Source organism: Rhodohalobacter sp. 614A (genome assembly GCF_021462415.1).
Lineage (GTDB): Bacteria > Bacteroidota > Rhodothermia > Balneolales > Balneolaceae > Rhodohalobacter.
In genome coordinates this window covers 194,406-212,385 of the sequence record NZ_JAKEDS010000004.1, presented here as the reverse complement: position 1 = coordinate 212,385, position 17,980 = coordinate 194,406, and the positions used below count along the sequence as shown (strand labels likewise).

At 41.5% G+C, this 17,980-nt stretch carries 17 protein-coding genes and 1 tRNA gene; 9 read left to right on the top strand and 9 right to left on the bottom strand.

Annotated elements, in window-relative coordinates:
- Positions 1-15 precede the first annotated feature (15 nt).
- Both L0B18_RS17845 and L0B18_RS17840 read right to left on the bottom strand, forming a co-directional pair.
- Positions 16-1,494 (bottom strand): phytoene desaturase, encoded by a 1,479-nt coding sequence (locus L0B18_RS17845; protein ID WP_234573242.1) that lies wholly within the window; start codon positions 1,492-1,494, stop codon positions 16-18.
- 81 nt (positions 1,495-1,575) lie between these two features.
- A complete protein-coding gene (locus L0B18_RS17840; RefSeq protein ID WP_234573240.1) occupies positions 1,576-2,241 on the bottom strand; it encodes a septal ring lytic transglycosylase RlpA family protein in 666 nt (221 codons plus the stop codon).
- 136 nt (positions 2,242-2,377) lie between these two features.
- On the opposite strand from L0B18_RS17840, the gene L0B18_RS17835 reads away from it, so the two are divergent.
- A complete protein-coding gene (locus tag L0B18_RS17835; RefSeq protein ID WP_234573239.1) occupies positions 2,378-2,980 on the top strand; it encodes a rhomboid family intramembrane serine protease in 603 nt (200 codons plus the stop codon).
- Between the two features lie 171 nt (positions 2,981-3,151).
- Here L0B18_RS17835 and serC read toward each other — a convergent pair whose 3' ends face one another.
- Both serC and L0B18_RS17825 read right to left on the bottom strand, forming a co-directional pair.
- A complete protein-coding gene (gene serC / locus L0B18_RS17830) occupies positions 3,152-4,231 on the bottom strand; it encodes a 3-phosphoserine/phosphohydroxythreonine transaminase (RefSeq protein WP_234573238.1) in 1,080 nt (359 codons plus the stop codon).
- Positions 4,232-4,238: 7 nt separating this feature from the next.
- Complete coding sequence (locus tag L0B18_RS17825) at positions 4,239-5,450, bottom strand: DUF1015 domain-containing protein (protein WP_234573237.1); 1,212 nt, start codon at positions 5,448-5,450, stop codon at positions 4,239-4,241.
- A 101-nt stretch (positions 5,451-5,551) separates the two neighbouring features.
- Here L0B18_RS17825 and L0B18_RS17820 point away from each other — a divergent pair, with 101 nt between their 5' ends.
- On the top strand, positions 5,552-5,893 hold the full coding sequence (locus L0B18_RS17820) for a DUF1844 domain-containing protein (protein ID WP_234573236.1): 342 nt from the start codon (positions 5,552-5,554) through the stop codon (positions 5,891-5,893).
- A complete protein-coding gene (locus tag L0B18_RS17815) occupies positions 5,880-6,314 on the top strand; it encodes an NUDIX hydrolase (protein WP_234573235.1) in 435 nt (144 codons plus the stop codon). The genes L0B18_RS17820 and L0B18_RS17815 overlap by 14 nt, the downstream gene beginning before the upstream one ends.
- An 82-nt stretch (positions 6,315-6,396) precedes the next feature.
- On the opposite strand, the gene L0B18_RS17810 is transcribed toward L0B18_RS17815, so the two are convergent.
- From L0B18_RS17810 to proS, 4 genes are all read right to left on the bottom strand, one after another.
- A complete protein-coding gene (locus L0B18_RS17810) occupies positions 6,397-7,053 on the bottom strand; it encodes an energy transducer TonB (RefSeq protein WP_234573234.1) in 657 nt (218 codons plus the stop codon).
- Between the two features lie 100 nt (positions 7,054-7,153).
- Entirely contained in the window at positions 7,154-7,579 is a 426-nt protein-coding gene (locus tag L0B18_RS17805) for a VanZ family protein (RefSeq protein WP_234573233.1), read from the bottom strand.
- On the bottom strand, positions 7,576-9,099 hold the full coding sequence (locus L0B18_RS17800; protein ID WP_234573232.1) for an NAD(P)H-hydrate epimerase: 1,524 nt from the start codon (positions 9,097-9,099) through the stop codon (positions 7,576-7,578). The genes L0B18_RS17805 and L0B18_RS17800 overlap by 4 nt, the downstream gene beginning before the upstream one ends.
- Before the next feature lie 3 nt (positions 9,100-9,102).
- The gene (gene proS, locus L0B18_RS17795; RefSeq protein ID WP_234573231.1) at positions 9,103-10,569 is read right to left on the bottom strand and encodes a proline--tRNA ligase; all 1,467 of its coding nucleotides are present in this window, start codon (positions 10,567-10,569) and stop codon (positions 9,103-9,105) included.
- 167 nt (positions 10,570-10,736) lie between these two features.
- Between proS and L0B18_RS17790 the strand changes: the two genes are divergently transcribed.
- The 6 genes from L0B18_RS17790 (at position 10,737) to L0B18_RS17765 (ending at position 17,140) form a co-directional block, all read left to right on the top strand.
- Positions 10,737-10,813 (top strand) — tRNA-Met (locus L0B18_RS17790).
- 210 nt (positions 10,814-11,023) lie between these two features.
- Complete coding sequence (locus L0B18_RS17785) at positions 11,024-12,250, top strand: sugar-transfer associated ATP-grasp domain-containing protein (RefSeq protein ID WP_234573230.1); 1,227 nt, start codon at positions 11,024-11,026, stop codon at positions 12,248-12,250.
- Positions 12,247-13,476 (top strand): sugar-transfer associated ATP-grasp domain-containing protein, encoded by a 1,230-nt coding sequence (locus tag L0B18_RS17780; RefSeq protein ID WP_234573229.1) that lies wholly within the window; start codon positions 12,247-12,249, stop codon positions 13,474-13,476. Before L0B18_RS17785 ends, L0B18_RS17780 begins: the two co-directional genes overlap by 4 nt.
- Positions 13,446-14,696: a sugar-transfer associated ATP-grasp domain-containing protein gene (locus L0B18_RS17775; RefSeq protein WP_234573228.1), complete on the top strand. Its 1,251-nt coding sequence runs from the start codon at positions 13,446-13,448 to the stop codon at positions 14,694-14,696. Before L0B18_RS17780 ends, L0B18_RS17775 begins: the two co-directional genes overlap by 31 nt.
- A complete protein-coding gene (locus L0B18_RS17770; RefSeq protein ID WP_234573227.1) occupies positions 14,689-15,921 on the top strand; it encodes a sugar-transfer associated ATP-grasp domain-containing protein in 1,233 nt (410 codons plus the stop codon). Before L0B18_RS17775 ends, L0B18_RS17770 begins: the two co-directional genes overlap by 8 nt.
- Positions 15,922-16,048: 127 nt before the next feature.
- Positions 16,049-17,140, top strand: a complete 1,092-nt coding sequence (locus tag L0B18_RS17765; protein ID WP_234573226.1) for a sugar-transfer associated ATP-grasp domain-containing protein — start codon at positions 16,049-16,051, stop codon at positions 17,138-17,140.
- Positions 17,141-17,160: 20 nt separating this feature from the next.
- Here L0B18_RS17765 and L0B18_RS17760 read toward each other — a convergent pair whose 3' ends face one another.
- A complete protein-coding gene (locus L0B18_RS17760) occupies positions 17,161-17,973 on the bottom strand; it encodes a hypothetical protein (RefSeq protein ID WP_234573225.1) in 813 nt (270 codons plus the stop codon).
- Positions 17,974-17,980 lie beyond the last annotated feature (7 nt).

Sequence of the window (17,980 nt, the reverse complement as noted above, 5' to 3'; positions counted from 1 at the left end):
ATTTGTAAGAATTTGCTAATTTTTCCCAATTAAATTCTCGGCAATTTTTGCTGAAGACAGAACGCCCGGCAGCCCGGCCCCGGGATGAGTCCCGGCTCCCACAAAATAAAGTCCGTCCACATCTTCAGATTTGTTATGAGGACGAAACCAGGCCGATTGTGTCAGAATCGGTTCAACGGAAAAGGCTGATCCTTTATAACTATTCAGTGTATTCTGGAAGTGAAGGGGATCGATGGTGTGTTCGGCTACAATGTTTTCCTGCAGATCGGGGAGGTAGTTTTCTTCCAGGAAATTCATGATGGCATCGCGGTATTTTGGCGTCATTTCATTCCAGTCGGTTCCGCTGTCCAGATGTGGAACCGGGGAAAGTACGTAGAACGCCTCATGGCCTTCCGGCGCCATCGACGGATCGGTAATTGTGGGCATATGAAGATAGAGAGAAAAATCATCAGCCAGCTCTTTCTTGTGGAAGATATCTTTCAACAGGCCTTCATATCGCTCTCCCAGAATAATATTGTGATGGGCGAGGCCGGAATCGAGATACCTTTTTTTCGTCCCGAAATAGATCACAAAAAGCGACATACTGTATTTGGTTCGCTCGATTTTTCGATCTGTATATTTTTTCCGATGCTTTGGATTGATGAGATTTTTGTAGGTGAACGCCACATCCGCATTCGACACTACGGCATCTGCCATGTGAATGTCTCCGTTTTTCAGGCGCACACCTGACGCTTTCCCGTTGTCAATCAGAATTTCTTCAATTTCCGAATTGAGATGAATTTCACCGCCTTGCTCTTTAATTAGCTGGCACAGCGCATCGACAATAGCACCGGTTCCGCCCATGGCATAATGAACGCCCCATTCTCTTTCCAGGTAATGGATCATCGCATAAATGGAGGTCGTATCAAACGGATTTCCCCCCACCAATAACGGATGGAAGGAGAAACACCTGCGAAGAAAATCATCCTCAATAAATTGCGATACGTAACTGTAAACTGTTTTATAGGATTGAAGTTTGATCAAGTCAGGGGCTACTTTCAGCATATCCGAAAACTTCAAAAAAGGTTGATCGGCAAGTTCAACAAATCCCTTATCAAAAATAGCTTTCGTGGTTTTTATGAACTTTTCATAGCCTTCGGCATCTTTGGGATTTCTTTTTCTGATCTCTTCGAGCGTGAATTTGTGATCGTCATTGTAATCAAATTGCCGGCCGTTGTGATCGAAAATTCTGTAGAATGGATTACAGGGGACGAACTCAACATAGTCTTCTCTCTTTTTTCCGGCCGCTTCAAAAATATCATCAAACATAAACGGCGCGGTGATAACCGTTGGCCCGCCGTCAAATTTGAACCCGTCCATTTCATAGACATATGCCCGGCCTCCGGGTTTATCCCGTTTTTCGAACATTGTAACATGATGTCCCTGAGAGAGTAAGCGGGATGCAGTCCCCAATCCGCCAAACCCCGTGCCAATAACAATGATGTTTTTCTTCATAGCGAGCAATTTCTAATTCGCCTGTACTAACCAAAAAAACAAGTGAATCAATCCTGAGAGGCGAATTTTTTTAGGAGACTTTTAATTCTCCACTTGCTTCACAAACCCTTCAATTCCCTCTTGCTTGAGTTTGTTTAAGGCTGATTGAGCTTCTTCGGGATTGGAATAGCTGCCGTAGTAAACGCGAAAAATTGTGCGGTCATTAATCGTCACTTGCTCAACACGAGATCCTTCGATTTGATTGGATCTTGCTGCCGCTTCGGATTCACTTTCGAACGCGGCAAGCTGAACGGTAAACGATTCTTCGCTGCTCACGTTTTGAATGTCGACGGGACGATCTCCTTCACGAAGAAGCATAAGCCTTACACTCGCAGTACCGGTGCCAATCATATCGATTTGCTCGGCAGCTCTGCGGGAAAGGTCGATAATTCTATTGGCAATATATGGCCCGCGGTCGTTAATGCGAACGGTTACGGATTTGCCGTTTTCAACATTATCAACCCGTAAAACCGTGTTAAATGGCAAGGTTTTATGAGCGGCCGTGTAAGCATTCATATTATAGGTTTCGCCGTTGGCAGTCAGCTTGCCGTGGAAATTTGGCCCATACCAGCTGGCAATTCCACTCCCGATAATTTGTCCGGATTTTTGTTCCGACGCGGTTCTCTTTACAGCTCCACAGGATGATAACGTCAGTAACAGAATGGGAATCAATAGAAAGAAATAAATTCTAAAATGTTTTACTGACATGTTACGTCTGTAGATCATATTTTGGCTGACTAAACTCCGGGAGACTTAAATCTTGGATAGATAGTTGAAAATATAGTGTTTATTGATTTATAAACTCACTGATAATTAACAAAATTGCCCTGAAACTTTTTTACGGATGACACTTTCGGTTACTCTTATTCTGATCATCATTACCAGCATTATTTCACTGCTGGCCCTTTATGTGAATGAATCTATTTATGAAATAGGGATGCTTCGGCCGTATCGAACTGTCAGAAGTAATACCTGGTATGAGGTTATCAGTTCCGGTTTTTTGCATGGAAGTTTTACCCATTTGTTGGTAAACATGTTTGTTCTGTACTTTTTTGGAAGCGTGATGGAAGGTGTTTTGGGAACCTATCATTTTACGGCACTTTATATTAGCGCACTTGCATTTTCGTCGATCCCCTCTTTTGTTCTCCACAGAAATAACCCAAACTATGCCACAATTGGAGCATCCGGAGCCGTTGAAGCGGTGTTATTTAGTTATATCTTTGTTTTCCCCACTGAGAAACTCATTCTGTTGATTTTGCCGATACCCATTCCGGCATGGCTTTTTGGGCTTTTGTTTCTGGCCTACAGCGTTTATGAGGGTATGAAAGACTCCCAAAAAATCAATCACGAAGCCCACATTGCCGGAGCTATTTGGGGGATTTTATACCTGATCTTTTTTGTACCCAACAGCATCGATCATATTTTGACGGTGTTTGGGCTTTTATAAATAAAAAAACATGGTATTTCTCCTGCTGATTCCAAGATGGAAATCAGCATACATGAAGTTGAATTTGTTTGCACTACTTCAACTTTTAAAGAAATACCATGTTTTAGAAATGGAGATAAAAAATGTTGGTGGCACAAACGGGACGCTTGCGCCACTTCATTCTTTTAGCGATTAACCATTTTTCTCACGAAACTCCTGCATAAAACTAACAAGAGCTTCAACACTTTCCAGTTCACAGGCGTTGTAGATGCTGGCACGGATTCCGCCCACACTTCTGTGTCCTTTCAGTGCAACCAAATCATTCCCGGCAGCCTCAGACAAAAACGTTTTTTCAAGATCTTCGTTTTGAAGTCTAAATGTTACGTTCATTTTTGAACGGGAATCTTCCTCAACCGTTCCTCTGTAGAAATCATCTTTATCCAGTTCTGAATAAAGGAGACCTGCTTTTTTGGTGTTCAGTTCTTCAAAATGAGAAATTCCGCCTTCTTCAAGAATCCATTCCAAAACGTAGTTTACCAGGTATACGGCAAACACAGGAGGTGTATTGAAAATTTTGTCCAGATGAGTCTGGTAGTTCAGGATAGTTGGAATACCTTCAGACTTCTGATTCTTCATGAATGATTTCCGAATCATCACGACAGTTACGCCGGCAGGCCCCAGATTTTTCTGTGCACCTGCATAGATCATGGCATATTTGTCCAGATCAATCGGGCGGGACAGAAAGTCGGAGGAAGCATCACAAATTAAAAGCGATCCGTTGGTTTCAGGTTCTTCCTGGAATTGGGTTCCAAAAATGGTGTTGTTGCTGGTGATGTGAGTATACACGGCATCATCAGAAGAGGTCAATTCATCATTAGATGGAATTCGCGTATAATTGATCTCTTTACCGGAAAACGGTATGTGAACATTCCCAAATGGTTTTGCTTCTTTGATGGCTTTGCTGGACCATGCGCCTGTGTCGATATAATCGGCAGTCTGGCCTTCAGACAAGAAATTATAGGGCGCCATTAAGAACTGTGTACTGGCCCCGCCTTGCAGGAAGAGAACTTCCCAGTCATCATCGGCACCGAGAATGGTTTTCAGGCGTTGTATAGCCTGCTCATTAATCTCACTGTACTCAGGACTCCGGTGACTCATCTCAACAATGGAAGCCCCTTTCTCTTTGTAATTTGCTAGTTCAGATTGTGCTTTCTCCAGAACGGAAAGCGGAAGTGTAGCCGGTCCGGCGCTAAAATTATGTACTCTTTTCATGGTTTGTTTAAAATGTATGTATGATTAGTCCTGATTTTAGTTTGGGTTCAAACCAGGTTGATTTCGGAGGCATCAGTTCGCCCTGGTCTGAAACATCTACCAATTCCTGAATGCTTGTGGGATACATGCTAAATGCCAAATCGTATTTTCCGGAGTCGACGACCTTTTCAAGTTCGGCCGTGCCCCTGATTCCTCCAACAAAGTTAATTTTCTTGTCAGTCCGGGGATTTTCAATATTGAAAAACGGACTTAGAATTTGATCCTGAAGGATGGCCGCATCGAGTGAAGATGCAACATTATCATCTTTTGCTTCGGGCAAATTCATTTCCCACCAATCTCCCTGGTAGTAGAGATTTACAACACCTTTTTTCTCCGGCTGTTTGGTTGATGTTTTTTTAGCATCAAAAGTATTTACAAGCTTATTAAATGTATCTTCTGATACCTCTTTAACAACCCGATTGTAGGGGAGAATTCGCATTTGTTTCATTGGGAAGAGAACAACCGGGAAGTATTCAAACTCCGATTCACCCGGGAAGGCGTTTTTCCTTTCACGAAGAGTTTCAGCTACCCGTGAAGCGCTCTTGCAGCGATGGTGTCCATCGGCAATGTAGAGATTCTTAATCTTTGAGAATCCTTCAACAAAATTGACTGTAGAGAATGTTTTCCAGATCCTGTGAATCACTCCGTCCTCTCCCGCATGTTCGATGAAAGGAGGGGAGGTCATGGTTTCTTTCTCAATATGAAAGGCAATGTCTTCAGTATCGTTAAAAGTAAGCATCACCGGCTCGGCATGAGCTTCCTGAGTAAGAATATGCCGGGTTCGGTCATCTTCCTTATCCGGGCGGGTTAGCTCGTGTTTCAGAATTATATCTTCATCATAATCTTCAACCGAAGCGCACGTAAAAACACCGGTTTGTGTATGGTTGGGTGTTTCGAGCTGGTAGATATAGATGGCCGGTTTTGAATCCTGCTCGTAAAGATCGGAGTTAAGAAGACCTTTCAGATTTTCCGCTCCTCGTTCATAAACAGTTTCATCGTTAAAAGCAGTGCCTTCGGGTAGATCAATTTCCGGCCGGATGACATGCAAAAAGCTGTTTGGCTTGCCTTTGGCCATGTCGGCGGCTTCTTCTGTGCTGATTACATCGTATGGAACACTGGCCACTTCGTTTGCCCTCTCGGGTTTTGGCAGCCAGCCTTTAAATGGGTGAATAATTGCCATTAAGTCTGTTGGTTTTTCTTATTTTAGATGAACCTGAAGTATACAAACTCTTTTACTTTTCATCGTATAGAAATCTAAACTTAAATAAAATAATAACAGACATGAGTGAGAACGAAAATAAACCTTCTAACCATGAAAAGTTCAGTCCCGACCAGCAACAGCAACTTCTTTTTATGATGTTGATACAACAGCATGAACAGATTGCTATGATGGGCTTGGGGAAAGTAAAAAATCCTGCTACGGATAAAATTGAGCGTGATTTAAAATCCGCCAAGTATGCAATCGACACGTTGGTGATGCTCGAAAAGTTTACGCAGGGAAATCTTCCCAAAGAGATGAAAGGATTTTTGGATCAGACGTTGACCAACCTAAGACTCAACTACGCTGACGAGAAGAAGAAAGATAGCCAAAAGGATTCAGGCTCAACCGATGCCAAAGAGTAAAGACAAGATCGAGTTGACGGCCGGCGGCGGTGTAGTTTACAAGGAAAATTCGTTTCCCAGAAAAGTTCTTTTGATGAAACGAAACGGTTTTTGGGACCTTCCAAAAGGAAAAATTGAAAAGGGTGAATCTATTGAAGAGTGTGCGGTGCGCGAGGTCGAGGAAGAAGTAGGGGCCAGAAACCTGTCTATCGAACAATTTCTTTGTGATACCTACCACGAATTTGAGGCGAAAGGTAAAAAGTTCGGAAAGACCACCACCTGGTATTCCATGAAATTTAACCAAACCGGTGCGGCTCTCGAGCCTCAGGGAGAAGAGGGAATCACTGAACTAAAGTGGGTAGAATTGCAAAAAGCCAAAATTATAGTCGAATTCAAAAACCTTGTGGATGTGCTGACCGAGTTTGAGAAACAGATTGTCTAATTCTAATTGCAGATATCCTTTCCATAAAAAAAGGCGTGATTGAAATTCAATCACGCCTTTTAAATTTATACTCAGTCAATACTTAGTTTTGCAGCCTGAAGAAAATAGGCAAACTGTATTGTACCCGAACGGGGCGTCCGCGCTGCATACCAGGCTTAAATTTAGCTTGTTTTACAACACGTAGAGCTTCTTCATCAGCGCCGCCGCCAATTCCGCGAATAACCTGGGCATTTTCCACACTACCCTGCTCATTCACGATAAACTGAACGTAAACACGTCCTTCGATTCCGGCACGGCGTGCCATTTCAGGATATTTAATTTGCTTCTGAAGCTCACCGAGTCCACCGATCAATTCCGGCATTTCCTCAACAACTACGAAGAAATCTTCTTCCTCTTCTTCCTCTTCTGGTGGAGGGGGAGGTGGCATATCAAGCTGACCGCCTAGATCGAGATCACCACCAATATTGATTTCTACATCTTCAATAATTTCATCGTTTGGTACTTCAACAGGTACCGGTGGTCTGGGTGGGGGTGGAGGTGTTTCAACTTGTTTGGTTTGGATAACCTCTTCCATTTCTACCACCTCTTGTTCTTCGAGCGCAACTTCTTCTGGTTCAGTACTGGTAATATTAATCTTTACTGCTATGATAAATATTACCAATGTGATAAGAAGTCCAAGCTCAAGAAACAGAGTATGATATTTTCGCAAATCAGCTTCTGGTTTCTTTCGTTCAGTCATGTGGAATTGTATTGATGTTTGGTGTTACTCTGAAATGAGTTAGAGTATAAATGTTTTTCATCTAATTTTCCAACGATGAAATCCATTAGAATATTATTATTTAAATTTTTTTGAGATGTTCCTCCATTTCTCTGCTTAAATACCTTCTTTTTATCAAAAAAAGCAGAATCATGGCTATAAAGCTGGCAATTATGTCTGTAAGGGCATCCATTATATCCATGGTTCTGCCAATTGGCAACACTCCCTGAAGGATTTCAATAACAATTCCGAAGATACACCCGATTATAAAAATGAGAATAAACTTCGTTTCTGTCCTTTTTTTCTCGAACATAAAAAGCCCGTATAACAGCGTCCATCCAAAAAAAATCAGAAAGTGTCCAAGTTTGTCATATTCATAAACACTGCTTTCCCCAAGTTTGTCGGGTGGAAGCATCGTCAAAAAGAGAATTATAAAGGTTGTTAATACAAGAAGGATCTTGAGAAGCTGCCTGTTTCTAAGGCAGAATAGAATCACTCTGTCAATCATAGCAAATGTTCCGGACCGAACGGTTCTGTATCCTGGTGTTTATGGAATTTTTTATACCCATTGTAAAGTGCAGAAACCGAAGCAAGTTCCGAATTTTCTGTGATGGCAGTAAATGAGGCGAGGGCGCCTGATAATACATCCCCAAATCCAGCTCGCGAAAACATGGAGGTATCGTACCCGGTTACAAAATTATTGCCATTTATAAATGAAAGAATTGTGGGATTACCTTTCATTAATAATGAACTTTGGGACTGGCTAACAAATCTTTTTGCCCACTCGAAGCGCTCGTAATCATTGCTAAATTCACCATCCAGGTAATTGGACGCTTCACCAATGTGTGGCGTTAAAAGCCAATTTTGTTTTTGCTGCTTAGAAATTTTTGACTCGTTTAGTATGTCCCAGAAGGAGAGAGCATCGGCATCGAGGATTGTAAAACCCTGATGTTGTTCTAAAACTGAGAGAAGGCATTTCCCGGTTTCAGAAGTTGTGCCGATTCCAGGTCCCGCGAGTAAAACACCTTTTTTATTTTTGACAGATTGGACGATTGCTTCTGCATGTTCTTCTTTGAAATGGGTATCGGATTCTTTACCCACTCCCACTTTGATGATATTCGGTAATGCAGATTCGTATGTTGAAAGCAATGCTTTGGGAGCATACAAAAACACCGCGCCTGCTCCCTGTTTCCAGGCACTTTTGGCCGACATGATAGCGGCGCCGGTCAGCCCGGCCGATCCGGCCATGATATGCACCACGCCTCCATCGTATTTATGTCTCGCCTTTCTTTTTACTTCAGGAATTGATTCCATCAAAGTTTGATTGATAAGAACAGCATCCCAATTTCGATAAGTGGATGGAAATGGAAGATTGCAGAAAACAACTTTACCGGTATACTCTCTTGATTTCTTCCAGTGAAGTCCGATTTTATTCGAGCCAAATGTAAATGTATAATCTGCTTTTACACATTCTTTCAGAATTTCACCTGAATCGGCATGGAGACCGGAGGGCACATCCATCGAGTAAACCGGCAGCGAAAAAGCATTTATTTTTTTTATGATTTGAGGAAGATTTCCCCTCAAGTCACTATTTAAACCTGTGCCGAATATACCATCGACTATGTAATCAAACATTCCTTCATCAAGAGATTCCAATTCGGTGATATACTCAACCCGGGCTCCCTTTTTTTTAAGTTTCTTCAGCAGGGTGAGGTTTTTTTCTGCATCACGAGAGAGATCGTCATCACCCAAAACAAACCAGATCGCCACCTTATGTTGTGAGTCATTGATGAGATATCGGGCCACGGCGAGGGCATCACCGGCGTTATTTCCTTTGCCGCACACGAACAATCCCGATTTCTCATTTCCCTGGAGATTTTTAATATGTGAAGCTGCCGAAGATGCAGCTATTTCCATCAGGGTAAAACCGTCAATTCCAAACTCATTGATTGTTTTTGAATCCATCTCGCGAGACTGCTCGGCCGTGGACAGTTGACATTCAACCGGTATGGAAAATGAATTTGTCATTATTTAGTAAGAACGTGCAAACAGCACTTTTTGTGTGGAATCCTTGCCGGTAATCATACATTTTCCAGGCTCTGATTTTCCTTCAATCGGGATTAATCGAATCGTGGCTTTTGTTTCTTCCTTGATCCTGGCTTCGGTTTCTTCTGTACCGTCCCAGTGAGCGTAAATGAATCCGCCTTCCTCAATTTTTTCCAGGAATTCATCATATGTTTCTACTTCTGTGGTTTGATTCGCTGTTCGCTCTTTTGCCGCATTGAAGAGATCGGACTGAATGGTATCCAGCAGGTCAACAATATGGTCGACAGCTCCATCTTTGTCGATGATATTTTTGTCGAGAGTATCGCGACGGGCAAGTTCCAGTTTACCGTTTTTTACGTCACGGGGACCAACAGCTATCCGCAACGGAATTCCGGCTGCTTCATGTTCTGCAAATTTATATCCGGGTTGTTGATTTTCCCGATCATCCAGTTTTACGGATACGCCTTTGTCCTCCAGTTCGTCTATAATCGGTTTCGCATATTCCAAGACTTCCGTTCGTTGCTCATCATTCCTGTAAATAGGAACTACAACAACCTGGATTGGAGCGAGTTTTGGGGGAAGAACCAGGCCGTTATCGTCCGAGTGCGTCATGATCAAACCGCCAATCAAGCGTGTGGATACACCCCAGCTGGTGGCCCAGACATATTTGTGTTCTCCGTCTGTATCCTGGAATTTTACATCGAATGCCCGCGCAAAATTCTGTCCCAAAAAGTGGGATGTTCCCGCCTGAAGGGCTTTGCCATCCTGCATCAATGCCTCAATGCAGTAGGTATTTACAGCTCCCGCAAAACGCTCTGATGCAGTTTTGACGCCGGTTTTTACAGGCATTGCCATATATTCTTCAGCAAATGTTTTGTACACATCCAGCATTCTCAGGGTTTCTTCTACGGCCTCGTCCTCGGTAGCATGGGCGGTGTGACCTTCCTGCCACAGAAATTCCATCGTGCGAAGAAAGAGACGCGTGCGCATTTCCCAGCGAACCACGTTTGCCCACTGGTTGATAAGAATGGGTAAATCGCGATAAGACTGAATCCAGTTTCGATATGAATCCCAAATGATGGTTTCGGACGTTGGCCGGACAATCAGTTCTTCATCCAGCTTTGATTCAGGATCTACTTCAACCCCGCCTTCCACACTTTTCAGGCGGCTGTGAGTAATGACCGCGCATTCTTTCGCAAAACCCTCTACATGCTGGGCTTCCTTTGATAAAAATGATTTGGGGATAAAAAGAGGGAAATAGGCATTTTCGTGGCCGGTATCTTTAAACATTTTGTCAAGTGCGGCCTTCATGTTTTCCCACAAAGAGAACCCATTGGGTCGTATCACCATGCAGCCCCGAACGGGAGAGTGTTCGGCAAGTTTGGCTTCCTTAACTACATCTAAATACCATTGTGAATAATCCTCATTTCTGTTCGTGATACGTTTCGCCATCTGTTTATTTTTACTTCATTAAAATTGTGTTCAGAAAAATACCTTTTGATCCGCTTAAGATAAAGATCAATTATAAAAGTATGACGAGGAAAAGAAATATGGAAAGAAACGTTTCACCATTCTTATAAAAATGGTATCTTTTAGGCTCTGATTTTTTAAAGGGTCATACCGTGGTAGCTCAGGTGGTAAGAGCGTCGGATTCATAACCCGGAGGTCGAGGGTTCAAGTCCCTCCCACGGTACCAAAGTTAAGGCTGCATTACAAATTGTGTGATGTAGCCTTTTTTTATTGAACAAAATGTCTGATTCCCAGCTCTTCGAGAGAGAGTGCGTAAAGAAAATTCTGCTACAGAATGATATATTTTCGAAAGAAAATTATTCATAGCTATTGCAATAGCTTTTCATTTAACCAATTTTTTGATAGGAAAAAGTCAACTGATTGTTGCAGGGCATAAATGAGTAACGACAAATATTGGGAAAAATATCTCGAGCGCGTTAAAAAAACACGAAGGCATTATTTCTTTCAGAAAATGCATCTCTTGGATGGATTAAGTATTCAGTCTTTATCCAAGGTACTTGGATGGATAAAAGCGGATCTTGCTTACGTTACCAAATGGGGACTCAACATTCTTCTCCAAATAAGGGCATACGGCAATTTGATCCAACGTGAATATGGCACTTCTTATGCACAGCAATGGTTACGCCTGATGTACCTTACCTTTGTAGTCCCAAGTATCCCCAAACATTACCGAACCCGGCTGCTATTCAAACAGAGAAATTGGGAGATGGCGGACGATTTTGTTCTCTTTCACGGGAGAGTACAGTATGATTTTGTGAATCGAACAAGTGCTGATGAGATAGAAATATTGAGAAATAAATTTAAATTCTGCCAATACTGTGATGAATTGAATATTCCATGTGCTGATGTGGTAGCTGTGTACAAACAGGGCGAACAGATTTATCAAAACTTTGATGAATATCCGGTTCCCGCAACAGATTTATTTGCAAAAGATCTTTATGGAGTTGCCGGCGACGGAGCCAAAAAATTCACATATAAAGATGGATTCTATTCAGACTCTTCGGGAAAACAGTATTCTTCAGATCAGGTTATTCAGCTTATAAAGACAGGGTCGGAAAAAAACAGTGGAGTTCTTGTTCAAAAAGCACTTGAAAATCATTCTTCATGGAAAAAATTTACCAGCGGTGGACTTATAACCTGCCGAATTGTAACCGCGATAAATCCCGGGGATGAACATTCTATTATTCCCATGTTTTCAGCAGTGCGAATGCCTTTAGGAAATTCTGATACAGACAACTATTCCAAGGGAGGGCTTATCATTCCCATAGACCAACAAACAGGGATAATGGGTTCAGGCGTTACTCTGAAACCATACGATGACAAATTTGAACTGTCAAAGCATCCAAATACAATGCAACAGATTGAGGGAGAATCACTGCCGCATTGGAAGGAAATATTAGAATTTACACTTGATCTCCACTCTAATTTTCAAACTATTTTTATTGGCTGGGATATTTCTTTTACTACCGAAGGATGCTGTGTTGTTGAGGGGAATATCGGCTGGGCCTCATGCAGTTATGAAATTCCATTTCAGGATTCTTTGAAAAATACTATCTATCCTGAATTATTTGAGAAATGGATGGATAAAATCGGGGCTGTATGATTCAACCGGATGCTGTTTATAAACATCGCTGGCGCCAACGGATACTTCGAACAAGAAGGCGTTATGTTTTTGAACGATGGAAAGCTTCACAAGAAAAGAGGCCATCTTTGAGTCAGTTATGGAGATGGATGAAAAATGATTTTGTCTTTATTTTCAAATGGATCAAAAACATAATATTACAAATTCGAAAGTACGGAAAAGTTATTCGCGAGAATTATAAGACGTCTTATCCGAGGCAGTTTTGGCAACTGATGTACCTTCGATTTGTGATTCGCGAACATCCCATCCAATACAGGAAACGACAACTATTTAAACCAAAAAACTGGCAGTTTGCGGATCAGTATGAATACGGACAAGTCATCACTCAACTTGATTTAGCCAAAGCATCGTATCCTGAAGAAATAGACATTATTGAAGACAAGTTTGAATTCTACTCCTTTTGCTCCCAAATGAAGATTAAGACACCGACGGTGTTTTCAGTTTTCAATAATGGAAAGGCTGTTTATCCTCCCCGGGAGGAATTTAAATTGCCGCGGAAAGATGTTTTTATAAAAGAACAGAAAGGGGGAAAAGGAGCGGGAGTTCGGAAGCTAACTTATTCAGAAGGAATTTATTCGGATAAGAATCAAACAAAGCTCTCTGCAGAAGATGTGCATGAGTATTTGCTTCAATCATCACAATCCAACAGTGATTTGATTGTTCAGGAAGTGTTGAAAAACCATTCTGCATGGCAGGTATTTACACCCGGAAGTTTGGCCACATGCAGGATTGTCACGGCCAGGCATCCGGAAGAAAATTCCATTATTCCTATTTTCGCTACTTTCAGAATGCCTGTAGGAAATGCAGATAACGATAACTATTCAACCGGGGGACTTGCATCTTCAGTGAACTTAGAAAATGGAATTTTAGGAAGAGCTGTAACCGTAGAACCTGTAAATGGTCAATTTGAATGGACGGTTCATCCCGATACAAAACAGCAAATTGAAGGTACTAAGCTTGCTTTCTGGAATGATATTCTGGCATTTGCTTTAGATGTACATGGCTATTTTAAAACCCTGGTTGTAGGATGGGATGTAAGTATGACCACCGATGGGTGCTATATGATTGAAGGAAATATTACCTGGTCTGCAGGCCTCTTCGAAAATACAAACCAGATTCCCCTTAGCCGGACAATTTACCCGGAACTGTATGAAAAATGGATGGAAAAATACACCCAAACGGCATGACAAAGCAGGAGGATATTTACAGACAGCGATGGTGGAATCGCCTTCAGAAGTCAAAGAGATCTTATTTTTTTGAAAAATCCTCAGAAGAAGAAAATGTCTCAGTATTCAAAAAGTTTGTCTGCTTTAAAAATGATGCAATCTATGTTTTCCGGTGGACATTCAATATCCTTATTCAGATCAGAATGTATGGCGCCGACATCAAAAGAAACTACCATATTTCCTTTCTTCGACAGTTTTCCAGAATGGCCTACCTTGCATTCGTCATAAGGGTGAACCCCAGAAATTTTAGAAAATACCGCCTATTTAAGCAGAAAAATTGGAGTAATGTAGATGACTATGCCTTCGCCCATGTTAATGTGCAACGAACGTTTTCCAATGCTTTGTTTCCGGATGAAATAGATCTTTTTCTGAATAAATTTCTCTTCTTTCAATTTTGCAGGGAATATGACTTTCGTTCGCCAAGTGTTCTGGCAGCGTATGAAAATGGCCGATGTATCTTTTCTGAATTCGAGAATAAACAGCTCCCCAAAGAAGATCTTTTCATCAAAAAAATGAATGGAATGATGGGAATGGGGGCAAAAAAATTGCTTTATCAGGATGGAGTTTACACTGACAATAGAGGAAATCGCTATAATGAGGAAAGCTTGTTTAATTTATTGGAAGAAACTTCCATAAAAAACTATCCGGTTTTGCTTCAACATGTGATCAAAAATCATCCATCTTGGAGTAAGTTTACCTCTGGTGCGTTGGCTACCTGCAGAATTGTGACGTATCGAACACCAGACAGTTCTGAAATTAAACCACTTTTTGCGACCTTCAGAATGCCGGTTGGAACCATGCATGTAGATAACTTTTCGGCAGGCGGAATTGCTGCACCGGTAGATGTTAAAACGGGAATGCTCGGAACCCTCGTTGGAAGTAAACCAATAAACGGTTTCTATGAGTTCACACATCATCCGGATACAAAACAAAGAGTTGAGGGGACCGTGCTTCCGGAATGGATTGATTTATTGGCTTTTGCATTGAAGATGCACAGAAAAGTCAGGTCGGCTTTTGTGGGCTGGGATATTTGTCTGACTGACCACGGATGCTGTGTTCTGGAAGGAAGTCTTGAATGGGGTGTATCTACATATGAATCTCCTTACGAGAAGCCAATCAAAAACACGCAATACCCGGAGATATTTGAAAAATGGATGGAGACTTGCGGCAACCATGAATAAATTAGCTGCTGATTACAGGAAGATCTGGTGGGCGCGGGTTCAGAATGAAAGGCGACGATACTTTTTTCAAAAGCTTGGATATAGAAAGAATCCAGGTGCGAGCCGTTTAAAACAAATTATTCGTTGGATTAGCGATGATTTTTTCTATGTGAAAAAATGGGGGCTAAATATTCTGCTACAACTTCGAACGTACGGCCCAATCATTCAGAAGAAGTACGGGCTTTCCAAACGGCAGCAATTTTGGAGGATGGCATATTTGGCGTTTTATCATCAAGTGGATCCGAAAAGTATTCGTGGTCGCCGGCTTTATCTTTCCGAAAGCTGGAAAAATGTAGATGATTATACTTACAAACATGATGAATCTCAGTATAACCTGGCAGAAGTATCATTTCCTGAAGAGATTAAAATCCTGGAGAACAAGTTTGAATTTTTAAAATTTTGTCTCTCCAAAAAGATTGCCACGCCACAAATTCTGGCCATTTACGAGAATGGATCTATGAGTTTTTCTGCAGATTCTTCATTCGGTTTACCTCATCAGAATCTGTTCATCAAATATCTTCATGGAAAAGCCGGACAGGGCATCAGAAGGATAAAATGGTCGGACGGTAAATTTTTGGATAACAAAGGAAATACGTTCACGCCAGAAGAGCTTTCTGAAGTTCTTAGCAAAGAATCGATAAAAAGCGGCATTATTCTGCAGGATGTGATTGAAAACCATTCTTCATGGAGCGGCTTTACTTCCGGTGCGCTTGCAACCGCGCGGATTGTAACGGCAAAGTCACCGGATGACGGATCCGTAATACCGTTATTTGCAGCACTTCGAATGCCAGTTGGTGATGCCTATATTGATAATTTTTCCAAAGGTGGATTTTATTCTGGAATTGATTTGGAGACTGGGCAATTGAGCATTGCATCAGGGTTAAAAGCAGCGAATGGGAGTTTCGATTTTACCCATCATCCCGATACCGGACAAAAAGTTGATGGCGAAAAATTACCTTTTTGGAAGGAAATCCTGGAGTTCACACGGCAAACACACTCCAAATTCAGTACTATTTTTGTAGGCTGGGATATCAGCATGACGAAAGCCGGACCCGCCGTTGTGGAGGGAAATATTGGATGGGCCAGCCGCAGCTATGAATGCCCGAATATAAAGCCGCTTCGCGACACAAACTATCCAATACTTTACGAAAAATGGATGGAGAAATTTTTAGAGTCCGATGAATAAAATGGAGTCAGACGATACAAAACGTTGGTTTAACCGGATTTTAAATATTCGGAAGAAGTTCTTTTTTAATTACCTGCGTGATCTGAAAAGGTGGTCAGATTTTTCATTCATCCAAACTTTTAGATGGATGAAAGATAATTTGATTTATTCCGCCAAATGGGGAATAAATATTTTGTTGCAGATGAGAACTTACGGCCCTGTAATCCAAAAGGAATATGGCTGTTCGATCTTCCAGCAGTTCTGCCGGATGATGTACCTGACATTTATCAAAGGAGTGAACCCAAAATACTTCAGAAGTTACCTGTTGTTTTTAGATGAACGATGGGAACAAGTTGACAGGTTTGCTTTCGATCAGTATGAAGTACAGTACGAATTGGTTCGTAAATCATACCTGGAAGAAAACCAGATCTTACGAAGTAAGCTGAATTTTTTTAAATATTGGCAAAATCAATCCATTCACTCACCGCAAGTTATTGGTGCGTTTGAAAACGGAACCTTAATTTATCCGGAAAACGAGAGTCTGCACATTCCTGAATCAGATATTTTTGTAAAAGATATTACCGGAAAATCAGGTCAGGGAGTAAAGAAGTTTTATTTTAAAAAGGGTCAGTATTCCGACAACAAAGGCAAGGTTTATTCAAAAAAACAGATTTACACGTTTCTTTCTGACTACTCGAAAAAAGTTCGGGGAACGCTAGTACAAAAAGTCGAAAAAAATCATGTTTCTTGGCTTCCGTTTACATCGGGTAGCTTAGCCACCTGCAGAATTGTAACTGCAAGAATGCCATCAGATAATAGTATCAAACCGTTATTTTGTGTTCTGAGAATGCCGATTGGCAACCTGGATGCTGATAATTTTGCTCTCGGTGGAATCGCTGCTCCCATTGATCTGGAAACCGGAATCCTGAACAGGGCTTTGGCGGCAAAACCAATCAATGGAAGTTTTCTTTTTGATCATCATCCGGATACAAATCAGCCCATTGTCGGGAGCAGATTGCCTCATTTTGATGAAGTAATTGATTACGCTCTCTACATTCACGCCAATTTTAAAACTGCGTTTCTCGGGTGGGATATTGCTTTGACAGAGAAAGGTCCCTGTGTGGTTGAAGGAAATATCGGTTGGGGAGCCGACATTGTAGAAAGTACTTTAAATAAAGCTCTTATCGATACCGATTATCCTGAGTTATTTGAAGAGTGGATGAGAAAGTATCCCGAATAAAATTTTTTATTTCGGATAGATCAGGAAACCTTCTTTATAAACTTTCTTAGGTCCTGTATCCATTTGCTGTAGAATGGAATTCGCCAGTCGAAGTCAATTCGTTTTAAATACTTGCATGTCACACAATTCCCGCAGGCCACATACCCTTTTACGGGAATATATAACGGCTGATAACAAAACCAGGTTTTTGTTAAGATTGGCAGCCAGTCATTTTTTTGGGCTTCGTCAAGCATATCCTGTTTGGAAAAATGGATAACCGGAAAACGAAAGTATTTATAGAGTTTTTTTGAAGTTTGGTAAAGAAAAAAGTCGCGTTCACAAAGCGTTTGAGGATCGTCTGAAAAGTGATTTTTTAAGAATCTCGAATTTACCCAAAGTTCTTCAGGAGTAGAGCCGTTTTCGGTAGACATTTCCATCCCATAAATTTGATGTTGTTTACAAAACCGTGGCAGCCACTCATGCTGATTCCCAAGCGGTACATATTTCTTTAAATCCTGATATGCTTGCTGGATCTCGTCATCAGGTTCAATGGAGTCAATATTTATATAAATTGTGGGCAGAAGAAAGTTTTTGGTTTGAGGATAACGCGCAAAAATCGCTTCTTTTAAAACATTCCTGAAATAGATTTCGACTCCGAGTGAATTTCTGGTGGAATCAACTACATAGTAAGGCTGAACGATTTTCTTTTCATGGAGAAGAATTTGAAGAAGCCGGAAAGTGGAATCCCATCCGCCCGTCCAAAGCAAATCAATAACCTCAGATGTATCTCCATTTGTTTGAACTGAAGAAAAGGTTTGTTGCGTTTGCGGCCAGTCTATTTCTTTGGAAAGCATTACCCCT

Coding starts and splice junctions, on each gene's coding strand:
- L0B18_RS17845 (WP_234573242.1), bottom strand. CDS start 1,494: ATGAAGAAAAACATCATTGTTATTGGCACGGGGTTTGGCGGATTGGGG.
- L0B18_RS17810 (WP_234573234.1), bottom strand. CDS start 7,053: ATGACTGAACGAAAGAAACCAGAAGCTGATTTGCGAAAATATCATACT.
- L0B18_RS17770 (WP_234573227.1), top strand. CDS start 14,689: ATGAATAAATTAGCTGCTGATTACAGGAAGATCTGGTGGGCGCGGGTT.
- L0B18_RS17835 (WP_234573239.1), top strand. CDS start 2,378: ATGACACTTTCGGTTACTCTTATTCTGATCATCATTACCAGCATTATT.
- L0B18_RS17780 (WP_234573229.1), top strand. CDS start 12,247: ATGATTCAACCGGATGCTGTTTATAAACATCGCTGGCGCCAACGGATA.
- L0B18_RS17800 (WP_234573232.1), bottom strand. CDS start 9,099: ATGACAAATTCATTTTCCATACCGGTTGAATGTCAACTGTCCACGGCC.
- L0B18_RS17785 (WP_234573230.1), top strand. CDS start 11,024: ATGAGTAACGACAAATATTGGGAAAAATATCTCGAGCGCGTTAAAAAA.
- L0B18_RS17825 (WP_234573237.1), bottom strand. CDS start 5,450: ATGGCAATTATTCACCCATTTAAAGGCTGGCTGCCAAAACCCGAGAGG.
- proS (WP_234573231.1), bottom strand. CDS start 10,569: ATGGCGAAACGTATCACGAACAGAAATGAGGATTATTCACAATGGTAT.
- L0B18_RS17820 (WP_234573236.1), top strand. CDS start 5,552: ATGAGTGAGAACGAAAATAAACCTTCTAACCATGAAAAGTTCAGTCCC.
- L0B18_RS17840 (WP_234573240.1), bottom strand. CDS start 2,241: ATGTCAGTAAAACATTTTAGAATTTATTTCTTTCTATTGATTCCCATT.
- L0B18_RS17765 (WP_234573226.1), top strand. CDS start 16,049: ATGAAAGATAATTTGATTTATTCCGCCAAATGGGGAATAAATATTTTG.
- L0B18_RS17760 (WP_234573225.1), bottom strand. CDS start 17,973: ATGCTTTCCAAAGAAATAGACTGGCCGCAAACGCAACAAACCTTTTCT.
- L0B18_RS17805 (WP_234573233.1), bottom strand. CDS start 7,579: ATGATTGACAGAGTGATTCTATTCTGCCTTAGAAACAGGCAGCTTCTC.
- L0B18_RS17815 (WP_234573235.1), top strand. CDS start 5,880: ATGCCAAAGAGTAAAGACAAGATCGAGTTGACGGCCGGCGGCGGTGTA.
- serC (WP_234573238.1), bottom strand. CDS start 4,231: ATGAAAAGAGTACATAATTTTAGCGCCGGACCGGCTACACTTCCGCTT.
- L0B18_RS17775 (WP_234573228.1), top strand. CDS start 13,446: ATGGATGGAAAAATACACCCAAACGGCATGACAAAGCAGGAGGATATT.